This is a genomic window from Erwinia sp. B116, assembly GCF_002865965.1.
In the GTDB taxonomy this organism is placed as follows: Bacteria; Pseudomonadota; Gammaproteobacteria; order Enterobacterales; family Enterobacteriaceae; genus Erwinia.
In genome coordinates this window covers 70,891-94,185 of sequence record NZ_JRZZ01000013.1, presented here as the reverse complement: position 1 = coordinate 94,185, position 23,295 = coordinate 70,891, and the positions used below count along the sequence as shown (strand labels likewise).

At 60.9% G+C, this 23,295-nt stretch carries 20 protein-coding genes and 1 pseudogene; 11 read left to right on the top strand and 10 right to left on the bottom strand.

All coding sequences use genetic code 11. From position 1 onward, the window contains the following. Positions 1 to 146 precede the first annotated feature (146 nt). Entirely contained in the window at positions 147 to 1,535 is a 1,389-nt protein-coding gene (gene pntB / locus NV64_RS11595) for a Re/Si-specific NAD(P)(+) transhydrogenase subunit beta (RefSeq protein ID WP_056238144.1), read from the bottom strand. Positions 1,536 to 1,545: 10 nt separating this feature from the next. Beyond that, entirely contained in the window at positions 1,546 to 3,072 is a 1,527-nt protein-coding gene (pntA, locus tag NV64_RS11590) for a Re/Si-specific NAD(P)(+) transhydrogenase subunit alpha (protein ID WP_101505971.1), read from the bottom strand. A gap of 514 nt (positions 3,073 to 3,586) precedes the next feature. Here pntA and ydgH point away from each other — a divergent pair. Continuing rightward, positions 3,587 to 4,537 (top strand): DUF1471 family protein YdgH, encoded by a 951-nt coding sequence (gene ydgH / locus NV64_RS11585; RefSeq protein WP_101505970.1) that lies wholly within the window; start codon positions 3,587 to 3,589, stop codon positions 4,535 to 4,537. A 226-nt stretch (positions 4,538 to 4,763) separates the two neighbouring features. After that, entirely contained in the window at positions 4,764 to 6,155 is a 1,392-nt protein-coding gene (locus tag NV64_RS11580; RefSeq protein ID WP_101505969.1) for an amino acid permease, read from the top strand. Positions 6,156 to 6,315: 160 nt separating this feature from the next. On the opposite strand, the gene NV64_RS11575 is transcribed toward NV64_RS11580, so the two are convergent. After that, the gene (locus NV64_RS11575) at positions 6,316 to 6,729 is read right to left on the bottom strand and encodes a hypothetical protein (RefSeq protein ID WP_056238156.1); all 414 of its coding nucleotides are present in this window, start codon (positions 6,727 to 6,729) and stop codon (positions 6,316 to 6,318) included. A 155-nt stretch (positions 6,730 to 6,884) separates the two neighbouring features. On the opposite strand from NV64_RS11575, the gene rstA reads away from it, so the two are divergent. The 5 genes from rstA to NV64_RS11550 all read left to right on the top strand — a co-directional run bounded on the left by rstA (position 6,885) and on the right by NV64_RS11550 (position 12,324). Further along, positions 6,885 to 7,616, top strand: a complete 732-nt coding sequence (rstA, locus tag NV64_RS11570; protein WP_056238159.1) for a two-component system response regulator RstA — start codon at positions 6,885 to 6,887, stop codon at positions 7,614 to 7,616. Next, positions 7,613 to 8,905, top strand: coding sequence for a two-component system sensor histidine kinase RstB (rstB, locus tag NV64_RS11565; protein ID WP_101505968.1), 1,293 nt, complete (start codon positions 7,613 to 7,615; stop codon positions 8,903 to 8,905). The genes rstA and rstB overlap by 4 nt, the downstream gene beginning before the upstream one ends. A 24-nt stretch (positions 8,906 to 8,929) precedes the next feature. Next, a complete protein-coding gene (locus NV64_RS11560; RefSeq protein ID WP_101505967.1) occupies positions 8,930 to 10,411 on the top strand; it encodes a carboxypeptidase M32 in 1,482 nt (493 codons plus the stop codon). A 326-nt stretch (positions 10,412 to 10,737) separates the two neighbouring features. After that, entirely contained in the window at positions 10,738 to 11,232 is a 495-nt protein-coding gene (asr, locus tag NV64_RS11555) for an acid resistance repetitive basic protein Asr (RefSeq protein WP_101505966.1), read from the top strand. A gap of 282 nt (positions 11,233 to 11,514) precedes the next feature. Further along, entirely contained in the window at positions 11,515 to 12,324 is an 810-nt protein-coding gene (locus NV64_RS11550) for a serine protease (RefSeq protein WP_101505965.1), read from the top strand. Positions 12,325 to 12,522: 198 nt separating this feature from the next. Here the strand turns inward: NV64_RS11550 and NV64_RS11545 are convergent, their stop codons facing one another. Together NV64_RS11545 and NV64_RS24030 are read right to left on the bottom strand one after the other, a co-directional pair. Next, on the bottom strand, positions 12,523 to 12,642 hold the full coding sequence (locus NV64_RS11545; protein WP_304529222.1) for a type I toxin-antitoxin system Hok family toxin: 120 nt from the start codon (positions 12,640 to 12,642) through the stop codon (positions 12,523 to 12,525). After that, positions 12,590 to 12,739 (bottom strand): annotated as a pseudogene (locus tag NV64_RS24030) (DUF5431 family protein); the annotation flags it as partial. The pseudogene NV64_RS24030 and the gene NV64_RS11545, both read right to left, overlap by 53 nt. A gap of 18 nt (positions 12,740 to 12,757) precedes the next feature. Here NV64_RS24030 and NV64_RS23420 point away from each other — a divergent pair. Continuing rightward, positions 12,758 to 12,919, top strand: a complete 162-nt coding sequence (locus tag NV64_RS23420) for a hypothetical protein (RefSeq protein ID WP_156365605.1) — start codon at positions 12,758 to 12,760, stop codon at positions 12,917 to 12,919. Positions 12,920 to 13,056: 137 nt separating this feature from the next. Here the strand turns inward: NV64_RS23420 and hrpA are convergent, their stop codons facing one another. Continuing rightward, a complete protein-coding gene (hrpA, locus tag NV64_RS11540) occupies positions 13,057 to 16,956 on the bottom strand; it encodes an ATP-dependent RNA helicase HrpA (RefSeq protein WP_101505964.1) in 3,900 nt (1,299 codons plus the stop codon). 235 nt (positions 16,957 to 17,191) lie between these two features. Here hrpA and NV64_RS11535 point away from each other — a divergent pair, with 235 nt between their 5' ends. Further along, entirely contained in the window at positions 17,192 to 17,797 is a 606-nt protein-coding gene (locus NV64_RS11535; RefSeq protein WP_056238176.1) for an FMN-dependent NADH-azoreductase, read from the top strand. A gap of 77 nt (positions 17,798 to 17,874) precedes the next feature. Here NV64_RS11535 and NV64_RS11530 read toward each other — a convergent pair whose 3' ends face one another. From NV64_RS11530 to NV64_RS11520, 3 genes are read right to left on the bottom strand one after another with little or no spacing between them, the layout of a single operon-like run. Further along, positions 17,875 to 18,210 carry a YdbL family protein gene (locus NV64_RS11530; RefSeq protein ID WP_056238183.1) on the bottom strand — a complete coding sequence of 112 codons (336 nt, stop codon included), beginning with the start codon at positions 18,208 to 18,210 and terminating at the stop codon, positions 17,875 to 17,877. Next, positions 18,210 to 18,401, bottom strand: coding sequence for a YnbE family lipoprotein (locus tag NV64_RS11525; protein WP_056238186.1), 192 nt, complete (start codon positions 18,399 to 18,401; stop codon positions 18,210 to 18,212). The genes NV64_RS11530 and NV64_RS11525 overlap by 1 nt, the downstream gene beginning before the upstream one ends. Continuing rightward, positions 18,385 to 21,015 carry a YdbH family protein gene (locus NV64_RS11520; protein ID WP_101505977.1) on the bottom strand — a complete coding sequence of 877 codons (2,631 nt, stop codon included), beginning with the start codon at positions 21,013 to 21,015 and terminating at the stop codon, positions 18,385 to 18,387. The genes NV64_RS11525 and NV64_RS11520 overlap by 17 nt, the downstream gene beginning before the upstream one ends. Before the next feature lie 193 nt (positions 21,016 to 21,208). Between NV64_RS11520 and NV64_RS11515 the strand changes: the two genes are divergently transcribed. Beyond that, the gene (locus NV64_RS11515) at positions 21,209 to 22,195 is read left to right on the top strand and encodes a 2-hydroxyacid dehydrogenase (RefSeq protein WP_101505963.1); all 987 of its coding nucleotides are present in this window, start codon (positions 21,209 to 21,211) and stop codon (positions 22,193 to 22,195) included. A gap of 209 nt (positions 22,196 to 22,404) precedes the next feature. On the opposite strand, the gene NV64_RS11510 is transcribed toward NV64_RS11515, so the two are convergent. Continuing rightward, positions 22,405 to 22,674: a DUF333 domain-containing protein gene (locus NV64_RS11510; protein WP_056238191.1), complete on the bottom strand. Its 270-nt coding sequence runs from the start codon at positions 22,672 to 22,674 to the stop codon at positions 22,405 to 22,407. Between the two features lie 301 nt (positions 22,675 to 22,975). On the opposite strand from NV64_RS11510, the gene NV64_RS11505 reads away from it, so the two are divergent. Beyond that, entirely contained in the window at positions 22,976 to 23,269 is a 294-nt protein-coding gene (locus NV64_RS11505) for a putative quinol monooxygenase (RefSeq protein ID WP_101505962.1), read from the top strand. Positions 23,270 to 23,295: the final 26 nt, after the last annotated feature.

The following is a 23,295-nucleotide window of genomic DNA, read 5'->3' as shown; positions in this document are numbered from 1 at the left end:
CGCTGACAGGCCCGGCGTATCTCGATCCACCAGACAACGAGCCCTTCAGCCCTTCAGCCCCTCAGCCCTTCAGCCCTTCAGCCCTTCAGCCCTGCAGGCAAAAAAAAGGCCCCCTAAGGGGGCCTCGTATCAGATCGCGAGAAAAATCACAGCGCCTTCAGAATCGCATCCACCGTCGCCTTAGCATCGCCAAACAACATCTGCGTATTCTCCTTAAAGAACAGCGGATTCTGCACCCCGGCATACCCGGTATTCATCGAACGCTTAAACACCACCACGTTCTGCGCCTTCCACACCTCCAGCACCGGCATCCCGGCAATCGGACTCCGTGGATCCTCCTGCGCCGCCGGATTCACCGTATCATTGGCACCAATCACCAACACGGTATCCGTCTCTGCGAAATCATCGTTAATCTCATCCATCTCCAGCACCACGTCATACGGCACCTTCGCCTCCGCCAGCAGCACGTTCATATGCCCCGGCAAACGCCCGGCCACCGGATGAATACCAAAACGGACCCTGATCCCGCGCTCGCGCAGCTTCGCCGTAATATCCGCCACCGGATACTGCGCCTGCGCCACCGCCATCCCGTAACCCGGGGTAATAATCACCGACGTTGAACTCTTCAACAGCTCGGCGGTGCCCGCCGCGTCGATCTCGCGGTACTCACCCATCTCGGTTTCTTCACCGACAGAACTGCTGTCGGTACCAAACCCGCCGGCAATCACGCTGATAAACGAACGGTTCATCGCCTTACACATAATGTAAGAGAGGATCGCCCCGCTGGAACCCACCAGCGCACCGGTCACGATCAGCAGATCGTTGCTCAGCATAAAGCCCGCCGCCGCCGCCGCCCAGCCGGAGTAAGAGTTCAGCATCGACACCACCACCGGCATATCGGCACCGCCGATCGACGCCACCAGATGCCAGCCAAACGCCAGCGCAATCAGCGTCATCACCAGCAGCGCAAAACTCTGCAGACCCACGCTGTCGGTACGCACAAAGATAATCAGCAGCACGGCAGACACCACCAGCGCCAGCAGATTCAGCTTATGACGGTGCGGTAACGCCAGCGGGCGCGACGAAAACTTGCCGTTCAGCTTGCCCCAGGCAACGATGGAACCGCTAAAGGTTACCGCACCGATAAAGATGCCGATAAACACCTCGGTCAGATGGATATTCTCCATCACCGGCTCCAGCCCCGGACCATGGTCAAGATAGCTGTTAAAGCCCACCAGCACCGCCGCCAGGCCGACAAAGCTGTGCAGCATCGCCACCAGCTCCGGCATACCGGTCATCTCCACCTTATTCGCCATGCGCACGCCGATGCCGCCGCCGATCACCATCGCCAGCAGGATCCAGGCTACGTTGCCGGTCTCCGGGCCGAAAATGGTCACCAGCAACGCCAGCGCCATCCCGCTGATGCCAAAAATATTCCCCTGCTTCGAGGTTTCATGTTTAGACAGCCCGGCAAGGCTGCAAATAAACAGGATCGCAGCAACGATATACGCTGCAGTCACTAATCCGCCAGACATGGACTACCCCTTAGTTTTTACGGAACATTTTCAGCATGCGCTGGGTGACGGTAAAGCCACCAAAGATATTGATGCTGGCAATCAGCACCGCCACAAACGACAGCACGCTGACCCAGCCACCATGCCCAATCTGCAACACCGCGCCAACGACGATAATGCCGGAAATGGCGTTGGTCACCGACATCAGCGGCGTATGCAGCGCATGGCTGACGTTCCACACCACGTAATAGCCGACCACGCAGGAGAGCGCGAATACGGTAAAGTGCGACAGAAACTCGGCCGGTGCCACGCTGGCCAGCCAGCCAAACAGCACCACCACCAGCGCCAGCAGCGCGTACTTGCGCAGCGGCGAGGCGGGTTTAGCTTCCGGTTTGACAAGCGGTGCCGCGGCCTGCGCCTTCGGTGCCGCTGAAACCTGAATCGGCGGTGCCGGCCAGGTAATTTCGCCGTCACGCACCACGGTCACGGTGCGCACCACCACGTCGTCGAAATCGATGGTGATTTCACCGTTCTTCTCTTTGCACAGCAGCTTAAGCAGGTTCACCAGGTTGGTGCCGTACAGCTGCGAAGACTGGCCCGGCAGGCGGCTGGGCAGATCGGTGTAACCAATCACCTTCACGCCGTTTTCGGTCAGGTGGATCTTGCCCGGTACGGTCAGCTCACAGTTGCCACCGTTCTGCGCGGCCATATCGACGATCACGCTGCCCGGCTTCATCAGCGCCACCGTCTCAGCGGTCAGCAGCTTGGGTGCCGGTTTGCCCGGGATCAGCGCCGTGGTCACGATAATGTCCACTTCCGCCGCCTGGGCGGCAAACAGCGCCATTTCAGCCTTAATAAAGGCCTCTGACATCACTTTGGCGTAGCCGTCGCCGCTGCCTGCTTCCTCTTCGAAGTCGAGTTCAAGGAACTCGGCGCCCATACTCTGCACCTGCTCCTTCACTTCAGGGCGGGTGTCGAAGGCACGCACGATAGCGCCGAGGCTGCGGCCGGCACCGATGGCGGCCAGGCCGGCAACACCGGCACCGATGATCATCACTTTGGCCGGCGGCACTTTACCGGCGGCGGTGATCTGCCCGGTAAAGAAACGGCCGAACTCGTGAGCGGCCTCAATAATCGCGCGGTAGCCGGCGATGTTGGCCATTGAGCTGAGGGCGTCCAGCGACTGGGCGCGGGAGATGCGCGGCACCGCATCCATCGACATCACGGTGACCCTGCGCGCCGCCAGTTTTTCCAGCAGTTCCGGGTTCTGCGCCGGCCAGATAAAACTGACCAGCGTCGAGCCTGCGCGGCTGAGGGCAATCTCTTCATCCGTTGGCGCATTGACCTTCAGCACAATATCTGACTGCCAGACGGCAGCGCTGTCGACGATCGACGCACCGGCCGCCACAAAGGCAGCGTCTTCAAAACTGGCCAGTTTCCCGGCATCGCGTTCAACGGCCACGCTAAAACCCAGCAAGCGCAGCTGCTCAACCGTTTTCGGCGTGGCGGCCACGCGGGCTTCGTCGGATAACCGCTCTTTGGTGATACCAATAAGCATTTTCTTCCCTTTCTTCAGAGAGTAAGACGGGTTGTTCTTCTGGCTGCGGTGAAAAATACCGCAGCATTTTTTGTAGCAAAGTCTTAATAACCTACTGAAAATATGCCTTCCGATCCAGCCAACGGCGGCCTTATGGCCACATTAACTATAAAAATTCAGGCTTCCGCCATCAACACCCTATATCAGACCTGAATATCGCATATTTTCAGCGATTTTCTGCTGCGATTTTTTTTAACATCTGGCTGCGTGACGCTCAAAAAAACATTGATTAACAATGCATTAACGAGTCCGGTGGTTACTATTATCGGAATAAGTGGTAGCGAGCCGTAATATGACACGATTCAGCCAGCTTTCGCCGTTATTCTGAAATCCAGAATAGCCTGACCGATAAAACCCCATAAAATGGCTGAGACAGCGCAGATGATTACATGTAATATTCGACAACTAATCTGTTACACATCAAGAGTCCGCACGTTTTTGAACTCATTTTTTGCGTAAGGCGAAGGATTATTTTATGAAGCTTAAGAACACCATTCTGGCATCAGCCCTGCTGTCAATGACCGCACTCTCCGCGCACGCGGCGCAGGAACTGACGCCGGAAAAGGCCGCCGCGCTGAAGCCGTTCGATCGCATCACGATCAACGGACGTTTTAACGCGATCAATGAGGCCAGCAGTGCCGTTTCGCGCCGTGCTGACGCACTGGGTGCGGCCTCCTATTACATTCAGGGCATCAACGATCTGAACGGCAACGGCGGCAACTGGACCGTGACGGCGGACCTCTACCGTGCAGACGCACCGGAAGCGGTAAAAAACAAAGACCGCGTGATCAACGGCGTGCGTGAACTGACCAAAGCGGAAGCCTTCAAGCTGGAGCCGTTTGATACCGTCTCCGCCAGCGGTTTCTTCCGCAGCCAGCCGGACGTCAACGATGCCATCACCCGCGCCGCGAAAGATAAGGGTGCCGCGTCATTCTTTATCGTGCGCCAGGTTGACATCAACAGCGGTGGCAACCAGATCGTTAACGCCTATATCTACAAGGCCGATGCTCCACAGCGTAAGGTGCAGTCGCCTAACCTGATCCCTGCCGATTCAGAAGCCGGTAAAGCGGCGCTGGCCGCCGGCGGCGAAGCAGCGAAAAAGGTTGAGATCCCGGGCGTGGCCTCGTCGGAAACCCCAAGCAACAAGGTTGGCCGTTTCTACGAAACCCAGAGCTCCAGCGGTCAGCGTTATACCGTGACCCTGCCGAACGGCAAGAGCGTGCAGGAAGTGAACGCCATTACCGCGGCGCAGATGCAGCCGTACGACAGCATCACCTTTACCGGCCACTTCAGCACCCCGACCGAAATCTCGGAAGAAGTGGGTAAACGCGCCATTGCCAAAGGCGCCAAGTACTATCACGTCACCCGTGAGTGGTCGAATCAGAGCGGCGGCAACCTGACCATCAGCGCCGACCTGTTTAAGTAATCGCGCTTCCCCTGACCCGGGGGATCGCCAGGGGCAGCCGCGTGCTGCCCTTTTTTTTGCATAGTTTCGTTCAGAAACTGCATAGCAAGTCATTGCATCCCGCCCCGTCCCTCCGTAAAATCGCCGCCCTTCACAGCGGTTTCGTTCACCTTAACGCGCCTGGGCCTGAACAGAACGCCACCATGGCGTCGTAATCTGGTTTTATATTCTGTTACTGGAGTTTTTATTGGACAAAAAATTAGGGCTCACGGCGTTAACGGCGCTGGTACTCAGCTCGATGCTCGGTGCCGGGGTGTTCAGCCTGCCGCAAAATATGGCGGCGGTGGCCGGCCCGGCGGCGCTGCTGATCGGCTGGGCGATCACCGGCTTCGGCATTCTGCTGCTGGCAACGGCGATGCTGCTGCTGACCCGGCTTAAGCCGGAACTGGATGGCGGCATCTTTACCTACGCGCAGGCGGGCTTTGGCGACCTGATCGGCTTCTGTTCGGCCTGGGGTTACTGGCTGTGTGCGGTGATCGCTAACGTCTCCTATCTGGTAATCGTCTTCTCGGCGATGAGCTTCTTTACCGACACGCCGCAGCGGGTGGTATTTGGCGACGGCAACACCTGGCAGGCAATGCTGGCGGCCTCGCTGCTGCTGTGGGCGGTACACGGGCTGGTGCTGCGCGGGGTGCAGACGGCGGCGGGCATTAATCTGCTGGCGACGCTGGGCAAGCTGCTGCCGCTGGGGCTGTTTGTCCTGCTGGCGCTGGTCGCGTTTAACCTCGACCGCTTTACGCTGGATTTCAGCGGAATAACGCTCGGTAAGCCGGTGTGGCAGCAGGTGAAAGACACCATGCTGATCACCCTGTGGGTGTTTATCGGCGTGGAGGGGGCGGTGGTGGTCTCCGCCCGCGCCCGCCACAAGCGCGACGTCGGCCGCGCCACGCTGCTGGCGGTAATGGCGGCGCTGGTGGTCTATCTGCTGGTGACGCTGCTGGCGCTCGGCGTGGTGCCACGCGCCGAACTGGCTCAGCTGCGTAACCCGTCGATGGCCGGGCTGATGACCGCGCTGGTCGGGCCGTGGGGCAATCTGATTATCGTCGCCGGGCTGATTGTTTCGGTGTGCGGGGCCTATCTGAGCTGGACGATTATGGCCGCCGAAGTGCCGATGATTGCCGCGAAACACGGGGCCTTCCCGCGCATTCTCAGCCGGCAGAACGCCCGCGGCGCGCCCGCCGCCTCGCTGTGGCTGACCAACGGCAGCGTACAGCTGTGCCTGATCCTGATCGGCGTCACCGGGGCCGACTACAATACCCTGCTGACCATCGCCTCGGAGATGATCCTGCTGCCCTATCTGCTGGTCGGTGCCTACCTGCTGCGGCTGGCGCGGGTGGAGCATAAGCCGGCGATAACGCTGGTGGCCGCCGGGGCCTGCGCCTACGGGCTGTGGCTGCTGTACGCGTCTGGTGTGATGCATCTGCTGCTGTCGGTGGTGCTGTATGCACCGGGGCTGCTGCTGTTTCTGTATGCGCGCCACCGTAACGCCGGGGTAAAGCCGCTGAGGATCTGGGAAAAAGGGCTGATGGTGCTGATTGGGGTGGCAGCGGTTCCGGCACTGTGGCAGCTGATGCACTGAGGTTTAGCACGCGCAACTCGCTGGCCCTCATCCCCTAAAAAACGCACCGCCAGTGATACATTTAAGCCGGTGCGAAGCGGCTAGCCATCCAGTGCGGAGCCACGGGATTGACCTGCCGGACGCCCGGGGAGGCCAACCCGTGGGGCGTAAACCCGCCCCTTCAGTGCGTCTGTGAGGCCAGCGTCACCTGCAGCCGATCGTCCAGCTGCTGTAACTCCAGCGGCCGCGCATACTCCTGGCGGACGGTGTCCAGCTGTGAAGCGGAGAGCGGGTAAGGTAACAGGATATCGAAGCGGGACAGCTGCTGCTGTTCGGCGAGGGCAATCAGCCGGGCAATATTGATCTCATCGCTGACCTGGGTGGAGAGGATCTGCAGCGCCAGCTCTTTAATCTCTTCCGGGCCGGCCGGCGCGACGGCGGCTGGCTTTTTGGTGACCATGCCGAAAATCGGCATCACGCCGTAGATGGCGTCGACAAAACTCCAGCGCTTACGACAGGAGGCGGAGAGAAAATCAATGTAGTTAAGACAGATACGGTCACCGTAGTCAGCGCCCGCCAGCTTCTTTTCCGCCACCCTGCTCTCCTTAATTGGTTGATATTACGCCAGCACTGACGAATATAATGACATATTCCACAGCCATTATACACTAGCCAGCAGAGTGACAATCCTGACCCTCGTCAAACTCCTGACGAAACGGCCGCGGCCCTCCGCGCAGGCATGAAGGCGTTATGAACAAAATTGTATTTGTAGAAGATGACAAAGACGTCGGTGAACTGATTGCCGCCTATCTCGGCCGCCACGACATCGAGGTGATCGTCGAGCCGCGCGGCGACCAGGCCGAGGCCACCATTGCCGCCCACGAGCCGGACCTGGTGATGCTGGATATTATGCTGCCGGGCAAAGACGGTATGACCCTGTGCCGCGACCTGCGCAACGGCAGCGGCTGGCGCGGGCCGATCGTACTGCTGACCTCGCTGGACAGCGATATGAACCATATTCTGTCGCTGGAGATGGGCGCTAACGACTATATCCTGAAAACCACCCCGCCCGCCGTGCTGCTGGCACGCCTGCGCCTGCACCTGCGCCAGGCCGGCAACAGCACCCAGAGCGACGATATCGCGCCCACGGTTTCCGCGCAGAAGATGCTGCGCTTCGGCACCCTGAGCATTGATCCAGTCAACCGCCAGGTAATCCTCTCCGGCGAGGTGATTGCGCTCTCCACCGCCGATTTTGACCTGCTGTGGGAGCTTGCGACCCACGCCGGCAGCACGCTTAACCGCGACGCGTTGCTCAAAACCCTGCGCGGTGTCAGCTACGACGGTATGGATCGCAGCATTGACGTGGCGATATCGCGCCTGCGCAAAAAGCTGCTCGACAGCGCCACCGAACCTTACCGCATCAAAACCATCCGCAACCGCGGCTATCTGTTTGCGCCGCATGCCTGGGACGCGCAGCCATGAGAAAGCTGTTTATACAGTTTTATCTGCTGCTGTTCGTCTGCTTTCTGGTGATGGCAATGCTGGTCGGGCTGGTATACAAGTTCACCGCCGAGCGCGCCGGCCGCCAGTCGATGGATGACCTGATGAAAAGCTCGCTGTACCTGATGCGCAGCGAGCTGCGCGAGATCCCGCCGCGCGACTGGAACAAAACCATCGAGAATCTCGATCTTAACCTGTCGTTTAAGCTGCATATCGAGCCGATGAACAAGTATCAGCTTGACCCGACCACCCTGAAGCGGCTGCGCGCCGGGGAGATCGTCGCGCTGGACGATGAGTACACCTTCCTGCAGCACATTCCGCGCAGCCACTACGTGCTGGCGGTCGGGCCAATCCCCTATCTGTTCTACCTGCACGAGATGCGGATGTTCGATATCGCCCTGCTGGCGCTGATCGGCATTTCGCTGGCCTTCCCGGTGTTTATCTGGATGCGCCCGCACTGGAAGGAGATGCTCAGGCTGGAAAACGCCGCACAGCGCTTCGGCCAGGGGCACCTTGACGAGCGCATTCATTTTGACAGCGCGTCGAGCCTGCTGCGGGTTGGCGTGGCCTTTAACCAGATGGCGGACAATATCAACGCGCTGGTCGCCAGCAAGAAACAGCTAATCGACGGCATCGCCCACGAGCTGCGCACCCCGCTGGTGCGGCTGCGCTACCGGCTGGAGATGAGCGACAATCTGAGCGCCGCAGAGTCCGCCGCGCTGAATCGTGATATCGGCCAGCTGGAGGCGCTGATCGAAGAGCTGCTGACCTACGCACGCCTCGACCGCCCGCGGGTGGAGCTGAATCTGCAGGCCTTCGATCTGGCCGACTGGCTGGAGGAGCGGCTGCTGGACTTCCGCCTGGTGCACCCGGAGTTCACCATCGAACTCGACACGCCGCAGCGCGAGAATCCCGGCGTGGCCGACGCGAGGCTGATGGAGCGGGTGCTGGATAACCTGGTCAACAACGCGCTGCGCTATGCAGAGGGGCGCCTGCGGGTGGGCCTGTGGTTTGACGGCCACCTCGCCTGCCTGCAGGTGGAAGATGACGGCCCCGGCATCCCTGCCGAAGAACGCGAGCGGGTATTTGAACCCTTTGTGCGCCTCGACCCGAGCCGCGACCGCGCCACCGGCGGCTGCGGGCTGGGCCTGGCGATCGTCCACTCGGTGGCGCAGGCCTTCGGCGGCACCGTCACCATCGACAGCAGCCCGCTGGGCGGTGCCAGCGTTCGCTTTTGCTGGCCGGTTGATCTACCCTTACGCAATGTCTGAACCTGTTCATTAATAAGGATAATTATGTCTTCAGCTTATGCCCGTTTAACCCATACCTTCCTGCGCCTGTCGCGCTTTGGCCATCTTTCCGCCATCGCCGGCTGGGATATGCAAACCATGATGCCCGCCGGCGGCAGCCGCGCGCGCGGTGAAGCGCTGGCCGAACTGAGCGTGCTGCGCCATGAGATCCTCACCGCGCCGCAGGTGGGCGAGTGGCTGCAGCAGGCGCAGCAGGAAGAGCTGGACGACGTGGAGCGCGCCGACCTGCACGAGATGCAGCGCAACTGGCAGCAGGCCTCGCTGCTGCCCGCCAGCCTGGTGGAGGCCAAAGCGCTGGCCGGTTCCCGCTGTGAACACGCCTGGCGGCAGCAGCGCCCGGCCAACGACTGGCAGGGCTTTGCCGCCAACCTGCAGGAGGTGGTTAAGCTCAGCCGCGAAGAAGCGGAGATCCGCGCCCAGGCCAACGGCTGCTCGCGCTACGATGCGCTGCTCGACCTGTATGAGCCGGGCATGACCAGCGCCATGCTGGACCGCACCTTCGGCGACCTGAAACAGTGGCTGCCGGACCTGCTGCAACGGGTGGTGGATAAACAGGCTACTGAGCAGGTGCAGCGCCCGGATGGCCCCTTCCCGCAGGCCGCCCAGCAGCAGCTGGGGCTGGCGGTGATGAAGCTGCTGGGCTTTGATTTTAACGCCGGGCGGCTGGATATCAGCGCCCACCCGTTCTGCGGCGGCGTGCCGGAAGATGTGCGCATCACCACCCGTTATAACGAGGCGGAGTTTATCAGCGCGATGATGGGGGTGATCCATGAAACCGGCCACGCCCGCTACGAACAGAACCTGCCAAAACAGTGGGCCGGGCGTCCGGTGGCGCTGGCGCGCTCCACCGCCATCCACGAATCGCAGAGCCTGTTCTTTGAGAAACAGCTGGGGCGCAGCCCGGCGTTCCTGAGCCTGGTGCAGCCGCTGGCGGTAGAGCTGCTGGGCGACCAGCCGGCGCTGGCGGCAGACAACTTTATTGCGCTGAACCAGCGGGTGAAACCGGGGCTGATCCGCGTGGATGCCGATGAGGTGAGCTACCCGGCCCATGTGATCCTGCGCTATGAGATCGAACGTGCGCTGGTAGCCGGTGAGATCGAGGTGGAGGATATTCCGGCGCTGTGGCAGGAGAAAATGCAGGCGCTGCTGGGGCTGGACACCCGCGGCGACTTCCGCAACGGCTGTATGCAGGATATTCACTGGACCGACGGTGCCTTTGGTTACTTCCCGACCTATACGCTGGGGGCGATGTACGCCGCGCAGCTGTTCCAGGCGCTGCAGCGTGCGCTGCCGCAGGTCAATGAGATGATCCGCCAGGGCGAACTGCAGCCGGTATTTGACTGGCTGCAGCAGAATATCTGGCAGCACGGCAGCCGCTTCAGCACCCGTCAGCTGATCGAGAACGCCACCGGCGAAGACCTTAACCCGGCGCACTTCCGTAAGCACCTTGAGCAGCGTTATCTGTAACTGAGCTGCGGGCAGGCAGCCTGTGCTGTCTGCCTCCTTACCCTTCACCGGCTGCTGCGCCTCCGGGCTCCTCTCCGCTCTCCTGACCCGACTTACCGGTTGCTGTTTTCTGCCTGCCGCATCGTGCTGAGTGCATCCGTTCAGGCCACCAGCCCCGCTCAATTTTTCACTGTCCTGACATTCTCTTAACGCCCTTTGGCCACGTTGTACATTAGGTTACACGCCGATACCAATCACTCACGGAAAGCCAACACGCCATCCCTTATAGTCTTCTCACCGGCCCCGCAGTGGGCTGACATATGAACTAAACACTTGAGGGTTTTGCGATGAAAAAATTATTTGCTCTGGTTGTAGCCGCTGCAATGGGTATCTCTTCAGTTGCTTTCGCTGCTGAAACCACCGCCGCGCCGGCCACCACCACTCCGGCTGCTGCCACTACCGCTGCTCCGGCCGCTGCTCCAGCGAAAGCAGCCGTTAAGCACCATAAAGCCCACAAGAAAACCGCGGTACAGAAAGCCCAGGCCGCTAAAAAGCATCACAAAGCCAAGAAAGTCGCCGCACAGAAAGCGCAGGCTGCTAAGAAGCACCACAAAGCCGCTGCTAAACCAGCGCAGAAAGCGCAGGCGGCTAAAAAGCACCACAAAGCCGCTGCTAAGCCAGCGCAGAAAGCTCAGGCTGCTAAAAAGCATCACAAAGCCGCTGCTAAGCCAGCACAGAAAGCTCAGGCTGCTAAAAAGCATCACAAAGCGGTAAAACCTGCTCAGAAAGCCCAGGCTGCTAAAAAACACCACAAAGCGAAAAAATCTGCTCCAAAAGCGTAAGTCTGACTGAGGGGTGAATCGCTCACCCCGGCTGAATGTCTCACTCAAACACCCGGATTTTCCGGGTGTTTTTTTAAGGAGTTTCGAATGATGGGCCGACGCTACTTGTTCGAAATTATTCTGGGGTTGATGATCCTGTGCGGAATTATTGCTGCCAGCTTCTACCTGTAATCCCCGTAGCACGCTGATATATCAAAATAATCTCCCCTTTTTAACGCGTTGCGTCTATAGTTATTACACCCGCGTTATCACTTGTTGAATCCCTTCCAGCCTGAGAACAATATGCGCCTGACCGCTGTGCTATTAATGGGTTGCTTCGCTGTTTCATTTACCACCCATGCCGATGACGATGCCCGCAGTAACACTGAAACCAAAACGCTGTTTTTTGGACATGACGATCGTCAGGAAGTGAGCAATCCGGGCGCTGCGCCCTGGGATGCGATTGGCCAGCTGGAGACGGAAAGCGGCAACCTGTGCAGCGCGACGCTGATCGCCCCGCACCTGGCGCTGACCGCCGGCCACTGCCTGCTGGCCCCGCCGGGCAAGCCCGATCCCGCCGTAGCGCTGCGCTTTATCACCGGCGGCAAACGCGGCTGGCGCTATGAGATCCACGACATTGAAGGCCGTGTCGATCCGGCGCTGGGCAAAAAACTCAAAGCGGACGGTGACGGCTGGATCGTACCGGCCTCCGCCGCGCCCTACGATTTCGGCCTGATCGTGCTGCGCAATCCCCCTTCCGGCATTACGCCGGTGCCGCTGTTCAGCGGCACGCGCAGCGAGTTAACCGCCGCGCTGAAGGCGACCAACCGCAAAGTCACCCAGGCGGGATATCCGGAAGATCATCTGGACAACCTCTATTCGCACAGCGACTGCCTGGTCACCGGCTGGGCGCAGAAAAACGTGCTGTCGCACCAGTGCGACACCCTGCCCGGCGACAGCGGATCGCCGCTGCTGTTAAAGGTTAACGGTGAATGGCAGCTGATCGCGGTACAGAGTTCGGCCCCGGCGGCGAAAGACCGCTACCTGGCGGATAACCGCGCGATTGCGGTGACGGCGTTTCGGGATAGTCTGGAGGCGCTGGCGCAGCAGTGAATTCTGCATGCCCGGCCCGACAGGGCCCTCTTCCAGCATGCATCCCGCCTGACATTATGTTGCACCCAGCCGTAAAAAACTTACCCGCAGGCCATAATAAAAAAGGCTCTCCGTTTTATCGGAGAGCCTTCAAAAAGCGCTTGTGGTGCCTGACTCCATCAGAGCCCTGAAAAGGCGGGTTTCCCCGCCTCCAGGTTGCTACTTACCGGATTTGCAGGCCATTGACGCTGCCACCTCCCTGATCCCGTCCTTGTAGCGTACCTCGCATAGCGATTTTCGCGTCAGACCGGTGAATATCAATAGTGTTACGCACACAATTAACAGGCACCAGATCAAGGTACTGCGTGGCAGTTTCATGGCCGTCTTCTCCTTGCCTTGCGGCTGGTAAGAGGCTATCCTGATGTTGTTCATGCATACAGGGGCCTCGGGGTTAATGAAAATTAACTTCGGGGCTTTTCTGCTTTCTGCCTCACAACAAATCAGCACTGCTACCAACGGCTATGAGGCAAAAGCCTCAAGCGCCGCAACTATTATACCTCGTTCAGTTCTGCGCTTAATGAAGTGGCGGTTAGTAAAAAATCCAAAAATCGAATGACATCATTTAGCCACCAGTCAGATTAATCAGCCTTTACTGCCCGGCAAAACCAGGTTGCCGGACGATATTTTTCGACGTATAAACTGGCTAAAAAATGGCCCAGCACAGATGCAGAGCCGATTCGGGGCCGTTGCGCGTTATGCTTCTACCTGCTCCATCGCCTGCAGAATACGCTTCTCCGAAATCGGGTACGGCGTGCCCAGCTGCTGGGCGAAGAAGCTGACGCGCAGCTCTTCAATCATCCAGCGGATCTCCTGCACGTCAGCATCGTCGCGGCGCTGCTGCGGCAGCTTGTTAAACCACTGGCTCCACGCTTTCTGTACAGAATCGACCTTGAGCATGCGCGCGCGGTCGCTGTGCGGGTCGACCGCCAGCTTCTCCATCCGGCGTTCAATGGCCTGCAGATAGCGCAGCGTATCCGGCAGGCGCTTCCAGCCGTTGCCGGTGACAAAACCGCGATAGACCAGCCCGGACATCTGCGCTTTGATGTCGGAGAGCGCCAGCGCCATCGACATATCCACCCGCCCCTTCAGCCGCTTGTTGATGTTGAACACCGCAGTGAGGATCTGCTCAACCAGTTTAGCGATGTCGACCACGGTGTCGTTCAGTTCGGCGCGCACCTTGTCGTGCAGCCGCGTGTGGCCCTCTTCCTGCCAGCTCGGGCCGCCGTTTTCGGCGATCAGCTTGTCAACGCCGCAGGCGATGCAGTCGTCGATCAGGTCCAGCACCTTACCGTAGGGGTTAAAGTAGAGGCCGAGCTTGGCCTTGTTCGGCAGTTTCTCGTGCAGATATTTGATCGGCGACGGGATGTTGAGCAGCAGCAGTCGCCGCTGGCCGCGCCACATTGCCTTCTGCTGTTCGTGCTGCGAGTCAAACAGGCGGATCGCCACGCTGTCATTTTCGTCCACCAGCGCCGGCCACGCCTTCACACTGTAGCTGCCGCGCTTCTGCTCAAAGTGATCCGGCAGATTGCCAAAGCTCCAGATATGCAGCCCGCTCTGTTCCAGCCCGTCGTCGGCAACCTTCGACAGCGTCTCCTGTACTTTGCCCTTCAGGCTGGCCTTCAGCGCCGGCAGATCTTTGCCTTCCGCCAGCTTGCGGTTGTTTTCGTCCACCACGCGGAAGGTGATTTTCAGGTGATCGGGCACCTGATCCCACTGCCAGGCCTCGCGGTCGAGGGTGACGCCGGACATGCGGCGGAACTCGCGCTCCAGCGACTCCAGCAGCGGCAGCGCCAGCGGCGTGGCGCGGCCGAGGAAGGCGTCGGCGTAGTTAGGGGCCGGCACAAAGTTACGGCGTAACGGCTTCGGCAGCGATTTAATCAGCGCAATCACCAGCTCGCGGCGGATGCCGGGGATCTGCCACTCAAAGCCCTTTTCCTCCACCTGGTTGAGCAGCGGCAGCGGCACGTGTACGGTGACGCCGTCGGCGTCAGCCCCCGGTTCAAACTGGTAGCTGAGGCGCAGCTTAAGATTGCCCTGCTGCCAGAAGTTCGGGTAGTCGAGCTTGCTGACGTTGTCCGCACCGTCGCGGATCAGCATTTCGCGGGCAAAGCTCAGCTGTTCCGGGTCCTCACGGCCGGCGATTTTCCACCACTGGTCAAAGTGGCGGGCGGAGACCACCTCATGGCCGATGCGCTGGTCGTAAAAGCCAAACAGCGTCTCATCGTCGACGAGGATATCGCGGCGGCGTGACTTGTGCTCAAGCTCTTCCACCTCCTCGCGCAGCTTAAGGTTGGCCTTAAAGAAGGCGTGGCGGGTCTGCCAGTCGCCCTCCACCAGCGCGTGGCGGATAAACAGCTCGCGCGATAATACCGGGTCAATCTGACCGTAGTTGACCTTACGCGCCGCCACAATCGGCAGGCCGTACAGCGTCACCTTCTCTGTTGCCATTACCGCGCCCTGCGCTTTTTCCCAGTGCGGTTCGCTGTAGCTGCGCTTGATCAGGTGCTGCGCCAGCGGCTCAATCCACTCCGGCTCGATGCGTGCGGCAATGCGCCCCCACAGGCGGCTGGTCTCCACCAGTTCGGCGACCATCGTCCACTTCGGCGGCTTTTTAAACAGGCCGGAGCCGGGGAACAGCGCAAAACGGGCGTTGCGCGCGCCGGTAAACTCCTGCTTCTCCGCGTCCTTCTGGCCGATATGCGACAGCAGGCCGGTCAGCAGCGCGCAGTGCACCTCGCGGAACGGCGCCGGTTCGCTGTTGACCGGCATCCCCAGCTCCCGCACCACCTGGCGCAGCTGGGTGTAGATATCCTGCCATTCGCGCACGCGCAGGTAGTTGAGGAAGTCCAGCTTGCACTGGCGGCGGAACTGGCTTGAAGAGAGTTCGGCCTGCTGCTCCTTAAGGTAGTTCCACAGGTTAACGTAAGCGGTAAAGTCCGAGTCTTTATCGGCAAAGCGGCGGTGCTTCTCGTCCGACGCCTGCTGGCGGTCGGACGGGCGTTCGCGCGGGTCCTGAATTGACAGCGCGGCGGTAATAATCATCACCTCGCGCACGCAGCCAAAGCGCTGCGCTTCCAGCACCATTTTTGCCAGCCGCGGATCCACCGGCAGTTGCGCCAGCGAACGCCCGGAGGCGGTCAGCTTATAGTGACCGACGTCGTTGACGGTCAGCGCCCCCAGCTCTTCGAGCAGCCGCACGCCGTCCTGGATATTGCGTTTATCCGGCGCTTCGACAAACGGAAACGCGGCGATGTCACCGAGGCCAAGCGCGGTCATCTGCAGGATCACCGACGCAAGGTTGGTGCGCAGGATCTCCGGGTCGGTAAACGCCGGGCGGCTGAGGAAGTCGTCCTCGGCGTAGAGACGAATACAGATCCCTTCAGACACGCGGCCGCAGCGGCCCTTACGCTGGTTGGCCGAGGCCTGCGACACCGGCTCGATCGGCAGGCGCTGCACCTTGGTGCGGAAGCTGTAGCGGCTGATGCGCGCGGTGCCGGGGTCGATGACGTACTTAATGCCCGGCACGGTCAGCGAGGTTTCCGCCACGTTGGTCGCCAGCACGATGCGCCGCCCGCTGTGCGACTGGAATACGCGGTTCTGTTCGGCGTTAGAGAGGCGCGCGTAGAGCGGCAGGATCTCGGTATTGCGCAGGTTGCGTTTGGTCAGCGCGTCGGCGGTGTCGCGGATTTCCCGTTCGCCGCTCATAAAGATCAGAATATCGCCGGGGCTCTCGTCGCCCAGCTCATCCACCGCGTCGAAGATCGCCTGCAGCTGGTCGCGCTCGCTGTCGTCGGCGTCATCCACCACCGGGCGGTAGCGTACTTCCACCGGATAGGTGCGTCCGGAGACTTCAATCACCGGCGCGTTATTAAAGTGGCGCGAGAAGCGCTGCGGATCGATGGTCGCCGAGGTGATAATCACCTTCAGATCCGGGCGGCGCGGCAGCAGCTCGCGCAGGTAGCCGAGCAGGAAGTCGATGTTCAGGCTGCGTTCGTGCGCCTCATCGATAATGATGGTGTCGTACTGCATCAGCAGGCGGTCCTGCTGGATCTCCGCCAGCAGGATACCGTCGGTCATCAGCTTGACCTGGCTGGTCTCGCCGACCTGATCGTTGAAACGCACCTTATAGCCGACGCAGCCGCCGAGGCTGGTTTCGAGCTCGCTGGCGATACGGTCGGCGACCGTGCGCGCCGCCAGCCGGCGCGGCTGGGTGTGGCCGATCAGGCCGCGCAGGCCGCGGCCCAGTTCGAGGCAGATTTTCGGCAGCTGGGTGGTTTTACCCGAGCCGGTTTCACCGGCGACGATCACCACCTGGTTGTCGCGGATCGCTTCGGCAATCGCCTGCTTCTTCTGGCTGACCGGCAGGTTTTCCGGGTAGCGGATGGTCGGCGTGGCGGCGCGGCGCGTGGCGATGCGTTGCTCGGCGCTGGCGATCTCACCCTCCAGTTCGCCCAGCAGCGCCTGCAGCGCGGCCGGATTGCTGATTTTTTTCGCACCGTGCAGGCGCTTTTGCAGCCGCTGGCCGTCGCGCAGCATCAGCGCCGGCAGGCGGTCAAACAGCGGGGTCAGAACAGATTGTGGTTTCTCAGACATAGGGTTTCTAACTCACGCGGTGCCGCCGGGCGGCAGCCGGATTGATCCTGGCAATAAAAAATTTTTCGTATGGTAGCACAGACAACCACTTAGCGCAGAAGCGGCGCTGATACTCTTATTCAGATTTTTCGAATATAGACATCGAAAACTCGCACTTACACATTTCGCCAACAGGCAGTAAAGTGTCTGACATTCGGCGGCAGGCAGTCGCTTCTAATAACAGGAAAACAGTCCCATGAGCAAAGTACTCGTTCTGAAATCAAGCATCCTCGCCGGTTACTCTCAGTCTGGCCAGCTGGCCGACCATCTGGTTTCAGAGTGGCAGTCTGCTCATCCGGGCGACGACGTAACCGTGCGTGACCTGGCCGCGAACCCGATCCCGGTGCTGGACGGTGAACTGGTCGGCGCGCTGCGTCCGTCCGACGTGGCCCTGACCCCGCGTCAGCAGGAAGCGCTGGCGCTCTCTGACGCGCTGATCGAAGAGCTGCAGGCGCACGACACCATCGTGATCGCCGCGCCAATGTACAACTTCAACATCCCTACCCAGCTGAAAAACTATTTCGATCTGGTTGCCCGTGCGGGTGTCACCTTCCGTTACACCGAAAACGGTCCGGAAGGCCTGGTGAAAAATAAGAAAGTGGTGGTGCTGACCAGCCGTGGCGGTATTCATAAAGATACCCCTAACGACCTGCTGACCCCGTACCTGACCATCTTCCTCGGCTTCCTCGGCATGACCGACGTGCAGTTCGTGTTTGCTGAAGGCATCGGTTACGGCCCGGAAGTCGCTGCTAAAGCCGCCAGCGATGCGAAAGACGCGATCTCCCAGCTGGTGACCGCGTAACGACTCCCTCGCCTGACCTGCTCAGGCGAATCACGGCGGTGCTGACAAGTGCCGCCGTCTGCCTGTTCTGCCCGATCTCACTTTTGCAGCCACTGACCGTTAATTCCACGCACGTACTCACCGGCCTTAGCCCGTGATACCAGCTTCTGCCCGGCGATACTCGCCACGTCCCGCGTGGTCAGATTATTCTGCTCTGCCAGCCGCGCATACTCGCGCTGCCGTCCGTCGTTTATCCGCGCCACCAGCGCCTGGGTCTCCGCATCGTTTGCTATCGCCGCCAGATAGCCGCCCAGCGTTTCACCGACTAAACCCTGCGACCGCGCCTGGTCGAGGGTTAAGGCGGCCAGCGCCGGAGCCGCGGCCAGCAGCAGCGCCGCCAGCAGTACGCTTTTCACGCCACATCGCGCCGCCATCAGAACAGCCCGCTCTGATTTTTCAGCAGCGCCTCCACGTCTTTATCCACGCGAATGTGGATCTCATGTTCGATCTTCACGTTCATATTGATGGTGATCGGTTCTTTCGGCGCCGCCACCTCAATGCGCGGCACGCAGCCGCTTAGCAGCAGCCCGGCGCAGGCCAGCAGCAGGTTAGTTTGCATTGTCATTACGTTTTTCCTTCTGCGTCGGCAGCGTGGCGTTGTCTTCCACCCAGGACTGCAGATTATCGCCAAAGCGCAGACTGCGCCAGAGTTGGAACAGGTTTTCCTGCTGAGTGTAGTTCAGCGCAACCCGCTGATCTTTATCACTGAAGCGGCTGGTGCCATCAACCTTAGCGGTCAGCGTCATCAGGCCAAGGTTATCGATATCGAGCGTGGCCCACGAGCGGGTCACCTGCATATAGCGCAGCCAGTCAATCGCCGCCCCGGCGGCCATATTGTTGCTGCTGATGGCATCCGCGATCTGTTTATCCATGCGCACGGTGATTTCGCCGCTGTTGGCCACCCAGCCCTCCTTCACCAGCCACCGCGAGTTATTCAGCCACAGCGGCAGCGCGGCGTTGATCCGACCGGAAAGCGCAATCTGCTTCAGCTTAATGGCGCTGACCAGCTCGGAAAGGCTGAGCTGGCGCAGCCGGACCGTGGCGGCTTCGGTTTGCGGCAGTTGCAGCCTGGCGAGGCTGAGCTGGCCGCCGAGCAGATCGAGGCTGACGTTACTCAGGCGCAGCGGGCGCGCCGTGCTCCACGGATACCAGCCCTGCAGGTCGGCAGTGACGTTTTCCAGCATAAACTGGTTGGCAATCTGCTTAATGCGCAGCGCCACCGGGCCATGGGTGCCAAAGTACCAGCGGTGCGACGCCAGGCGGAACGGCAGCGAGAAATCGACGCCGTGAAATTCATTGTCCGGCAGGCGCAGTTCGCCGTTGCCCACCAGCAGATGACCACCGGCCTCCAGCCCCTGATCAGCGGCGGCCGAAAAGGCCACCTGCGCCTTGAGCGTGCCGCTCTGGATCGCCAGCTTGAGGTCCGGTGCCAGCAGCGGCTGGAACACCCGCAGCGACTGCTCCGGCCACCACATCTGGCCGCGCAGGCGCGCGCCGTCCCAGCGGCCACGTACCTGCAGTGGGCCGATCCGCTGTGCCTGCAGCGCTCCCTGATAAAGGAAATCAGCCGGATCGCGCCCCTTCACCGTCAGGGTTAACGTTGACGGCGGCAGGAAGCCGCCGGCGCTGAAGCGTGTCTCACCCGATTTGAGGCTCAGCGCGCCGCCAAACGCCGCGCGGTGTTCGTCGCGTTGCCAGAGGATCGGTTGCGTGAGGGTAAGGCGCGGCGCAGCCATGCTGACGCTGCCGTAGCTCAGCCGGTCAAAACCGGTGGAGAGCGAATCAAGCGCGATCAGGGTATCCTGCCAGCGCCCGCGTCCGCTGACGTCCCATTTCGCCGCCAGCGGCGTCAGCCGCCCTTCGCCCCAGTAGCCCCAGCCCCATTCGCCCTTATCCGGCCAGAAGTCTCGGGCGCGGCCGTCCAGATGCAGCCGGAAGCGCCCCAGCTCGCCGTTGTGCGCGCTGAGGATCGCCTGCAGGCGGCCGCTGATGCCGCTGGCGGCAAGGGTCACCCCGGCTAACGGCCAGCGCGCTTCGTCCACCTCCAGCGTATCCAGCAGCCGCCCTTTCATGCGCAGCAGCGCCCCCGGCTGCAGTTGCAGAACCGGATTGAGGAGCGGACCGCGCAGCTCGCCCGGCAGGCGGGCAAAGAACTGCAGCTGCGCCAGTTTACTGTCGCCGGTCAGCCGCAGCGGCAGCCGGCTGTCGGTGACGTCAAGACGGCCCGGGCCGACGTTGAGCACCACGTTGCCCTTACCGCCGCGCCCGGCGGTCAGCAGGTTGAGCCGCCCGGCAATCTGCGTGGCGGCCAGCCCCTGTTGCCAGCCGTCAGCGGTCAGCGTGATGCCGCCGGAGAGCGGCTGAGCGGCGTACGGCCACTGCCACTGCCCCTGCTTCAGCGTAAGGGTTTGCGGTGAAATCTGCCACGGCAGCGTCAGCAGCGGCGCAGGCTGATTTTCCGCCACCACCCGCAACGTGCCCTGCTGCTGCTGCCAGTTCAGCTCGAGCCGCAGCGGGTCGGGGATGGCGTCGAGCCGCAGCGCTCCGTGCAACGCGCCGGCCTGTGGCAGGTCGCCCGGCAGGCGCGGCAGCGTCAGCTCGCCGCTTACCGCCACCGGCCGGGCAACGCCGGGTGCCTGCAGGCTCAGGCTGCGCAGCGTCAGCTGCTGCTGGTTCAGCTCGGCCTCAAGCGCAATATTTTTTCCCTGGTAGTGCAGACGCTGGCGTTGCGGGTCGAGATCCAGCGCCAGCTCACCGGCCCAGTCGGCCCACGGCAGCAGGGTTAAGCGGCCAAGGGTGACGCGGGCGGCGGGCAGCATCTGCTGCCATTCGGCCAGCGTGCGCGGGGCATCTGAGGCGGGGCCGGACTCAATGCGCGAGGCGCAGGCGCTGTCAATCTGCAGCCGGTCCGCTGACGCCAGCCAGCCGCCATCGGCGTAACGCAGGGCAACGTTGCTGACCACCGCCAGCTCGCAGTCGCCGGCGTAGTAATGCACGCCGGGCAGCACCAGCGCGCCGTGGCGCAGGCGCGGGTTGCCGTCAAGGGCGATAGCGGTATCGGCGGGCAGCCAGACGCCGGCCAGCCGCGGCAGCCACTGGGTGACGCTGAGCAGCAGGCCGACGATCAGCAGAACGAGGGCCATTAGCGCGGCCAGCGCTCTTTTCCATCGGCGGGTCATGGCAAAAAACATCCTGTTAATCCCTGAAATAATGCTAAATGATGGCACGGAAAAGCGCCCAGGGTGAAATTATTCCCGGCAGAAATGCCGCAGCAGATCCTTTTTACCGGCTCCGGCATCACACCGCTCTCGCTGTCAGCGCATTAATTGTTACACTGAAGCCATTCACTTCGCGCAGTCAGGGAAAGAAAAAATGAAACTTGCGGTATACAGCACCAAGCAATATGACCGGAAATACCTGGAGCAGGTCAACGCCGGTTACGGTTTTGAACTGGAGTTTTTCGACTTCCTGCTCAGCGAACGCACGGCGAAAAACGCCGCCGGCTGCACGGCGGTCTGTATTTTTGTTAACGACGACGGCAGCCGTAAGGTGCTGGAGGAGCTGGCCGCGCTGGGGGTGAAGTTTATCGCCCTGCGCTGCGCCGGTTTCAACAACGTCGACCTGGACGCCGCCCGCGAGCTCGGCCTGCAGGTGGTGCGCGTACCGGCCTACTCGCCGGAAGCGGTGGCGGAACACGCGGTGGGGCTGATGATGACCCTTAACCGCCGCATTCATCGCGCCTACCAGCGCACCCGCGACGCCAACTTCTCGCTGGACGGGCTGATCGGCTTTAACATGCACGGCCGCACCGCCGGGGTGATCGGCACCGGCAAGATCGGCATTGCCACCCTGCGCATCCTGAAAGGTTTTGGCATGCGCCTGCTGGTCAGCGACCCTTATCCGAGCCAGCAGGCGCGGGATCTGGGCGCGGAGTACGTCGATATCAACACCCTGCTGACCGAGTCCGACGTGGTCAGCCTGCACTGCCCGCTGACGCCGGAAAACTACCACCTGCTCAACGCCGAAGCCTTCGCGCGGATGAAGGACGGCGTGATGGTGATCAACACCAGCCGCGGTGGCTTAATCGACTCGCAGGCGGCGATTGACGCGCTGAAACAGGGCAAGATTGGCGCGCTGGGGATGGACGTGTATGAGAATGAACGCGATCTGTTCTTTGAGGATAAGTCTAACGACGTGATCCAGGATGATATCTTCCGCCGCCTGTCCGCCTGCCACAACGTGCTGTTTACCGGCCATCAGGCGTTTCTTACCGCCGAAGCGCTGACCAGCATCTCACAGACCACGCTACAGAATCTGAGCCAGCTGGATCAAGGCGAGACCTGCGCCAATCAGCTCTGAAAGGGGGAACATCACTGACGGCTTAACGCCGTCTCTGAATCAACCTGCGCTCACTGCGACCTGCCGTACTTAAACGGTCCAGGTTCGCAGGTTGCGCCGGTCAACGTTGAATCAAAGAGAGCATCTGAGACGGCCCGCACGCGTCCGTGGAACTAAGCGTGCGCAGGAGCCGTCAGTGAAACTCAACGCACAGGTGCCGTGAGGGGAGCTTAGCGTGCGCAGGTGCCGTTAAGCAGCGCACTTTCACCGCAGCGGCGGCCGTTGGTCAGCTGACACATGCCCACCGAACTGCCGTCGAGCTGGCGTGACAGCGCCAGGGTGCCGCCGGCGTTCTCGCAGTTACTGGCGGCCAGATCGGCCATCGCCACCCGAGCCGGAACGTGAGCTGCCGTGGCCTGCTGCGGCGGTTCGTTATCGCTGCTGCTGCAGGCGGACAACAGCAGGACGGCCGTTGTCAGAAGAAGTTTCGCGGCTTTCATGGTCGATCTCCGGTTCGGAAGGCGGTAAGGGCTCAACGAGAATAGGCTACCTTCCGCAGCAGGTCGATAGCTGTCACGTTTTTTTACAAAATCAAAAGTGGGCAATTGGCAATAGGCAGCGCTCTCAATTTCAGAGGCGTTGGACAACGACGTCAGCGGGTCGGATTAAAAACGGCAAATTTCGTAAAAATACGATAGCCTGAAATGCTTGTGGCGCTGCCAGGCTGCTGTGCCAGACTGGCTGGCGAAAAAACGCGGCGATGGTCAGCCCATCGCTTATCTGAAGAGAAAAGGAACCGTTATGACCGATAAGCAGGTATTAATTATTGCCACCCTGACTGCCAAAGCCGGTAAAGGTGACGAACTGGCGAAAGTGCTGCAGGCCTGCGTAGGGCCAAGCCACGCCGAGGCAGGCAACGTGCATTACGATCTCTACCGCAGCGAAGCCAACCCGGATGCGTTCCTGTTCCATGAGACCTGGAAGAGCGTGGCCGCCGTGGCCGAACACGAGCAGCAGCCGCACTACCTGGCGCTGCAGCAGGGCGCGGCACCGCTGCTGGCGGCAGCACCGGTGGTCAGCAAGATTTCTGTTTAAGCATCTGGTTGATCCCAATATTACCG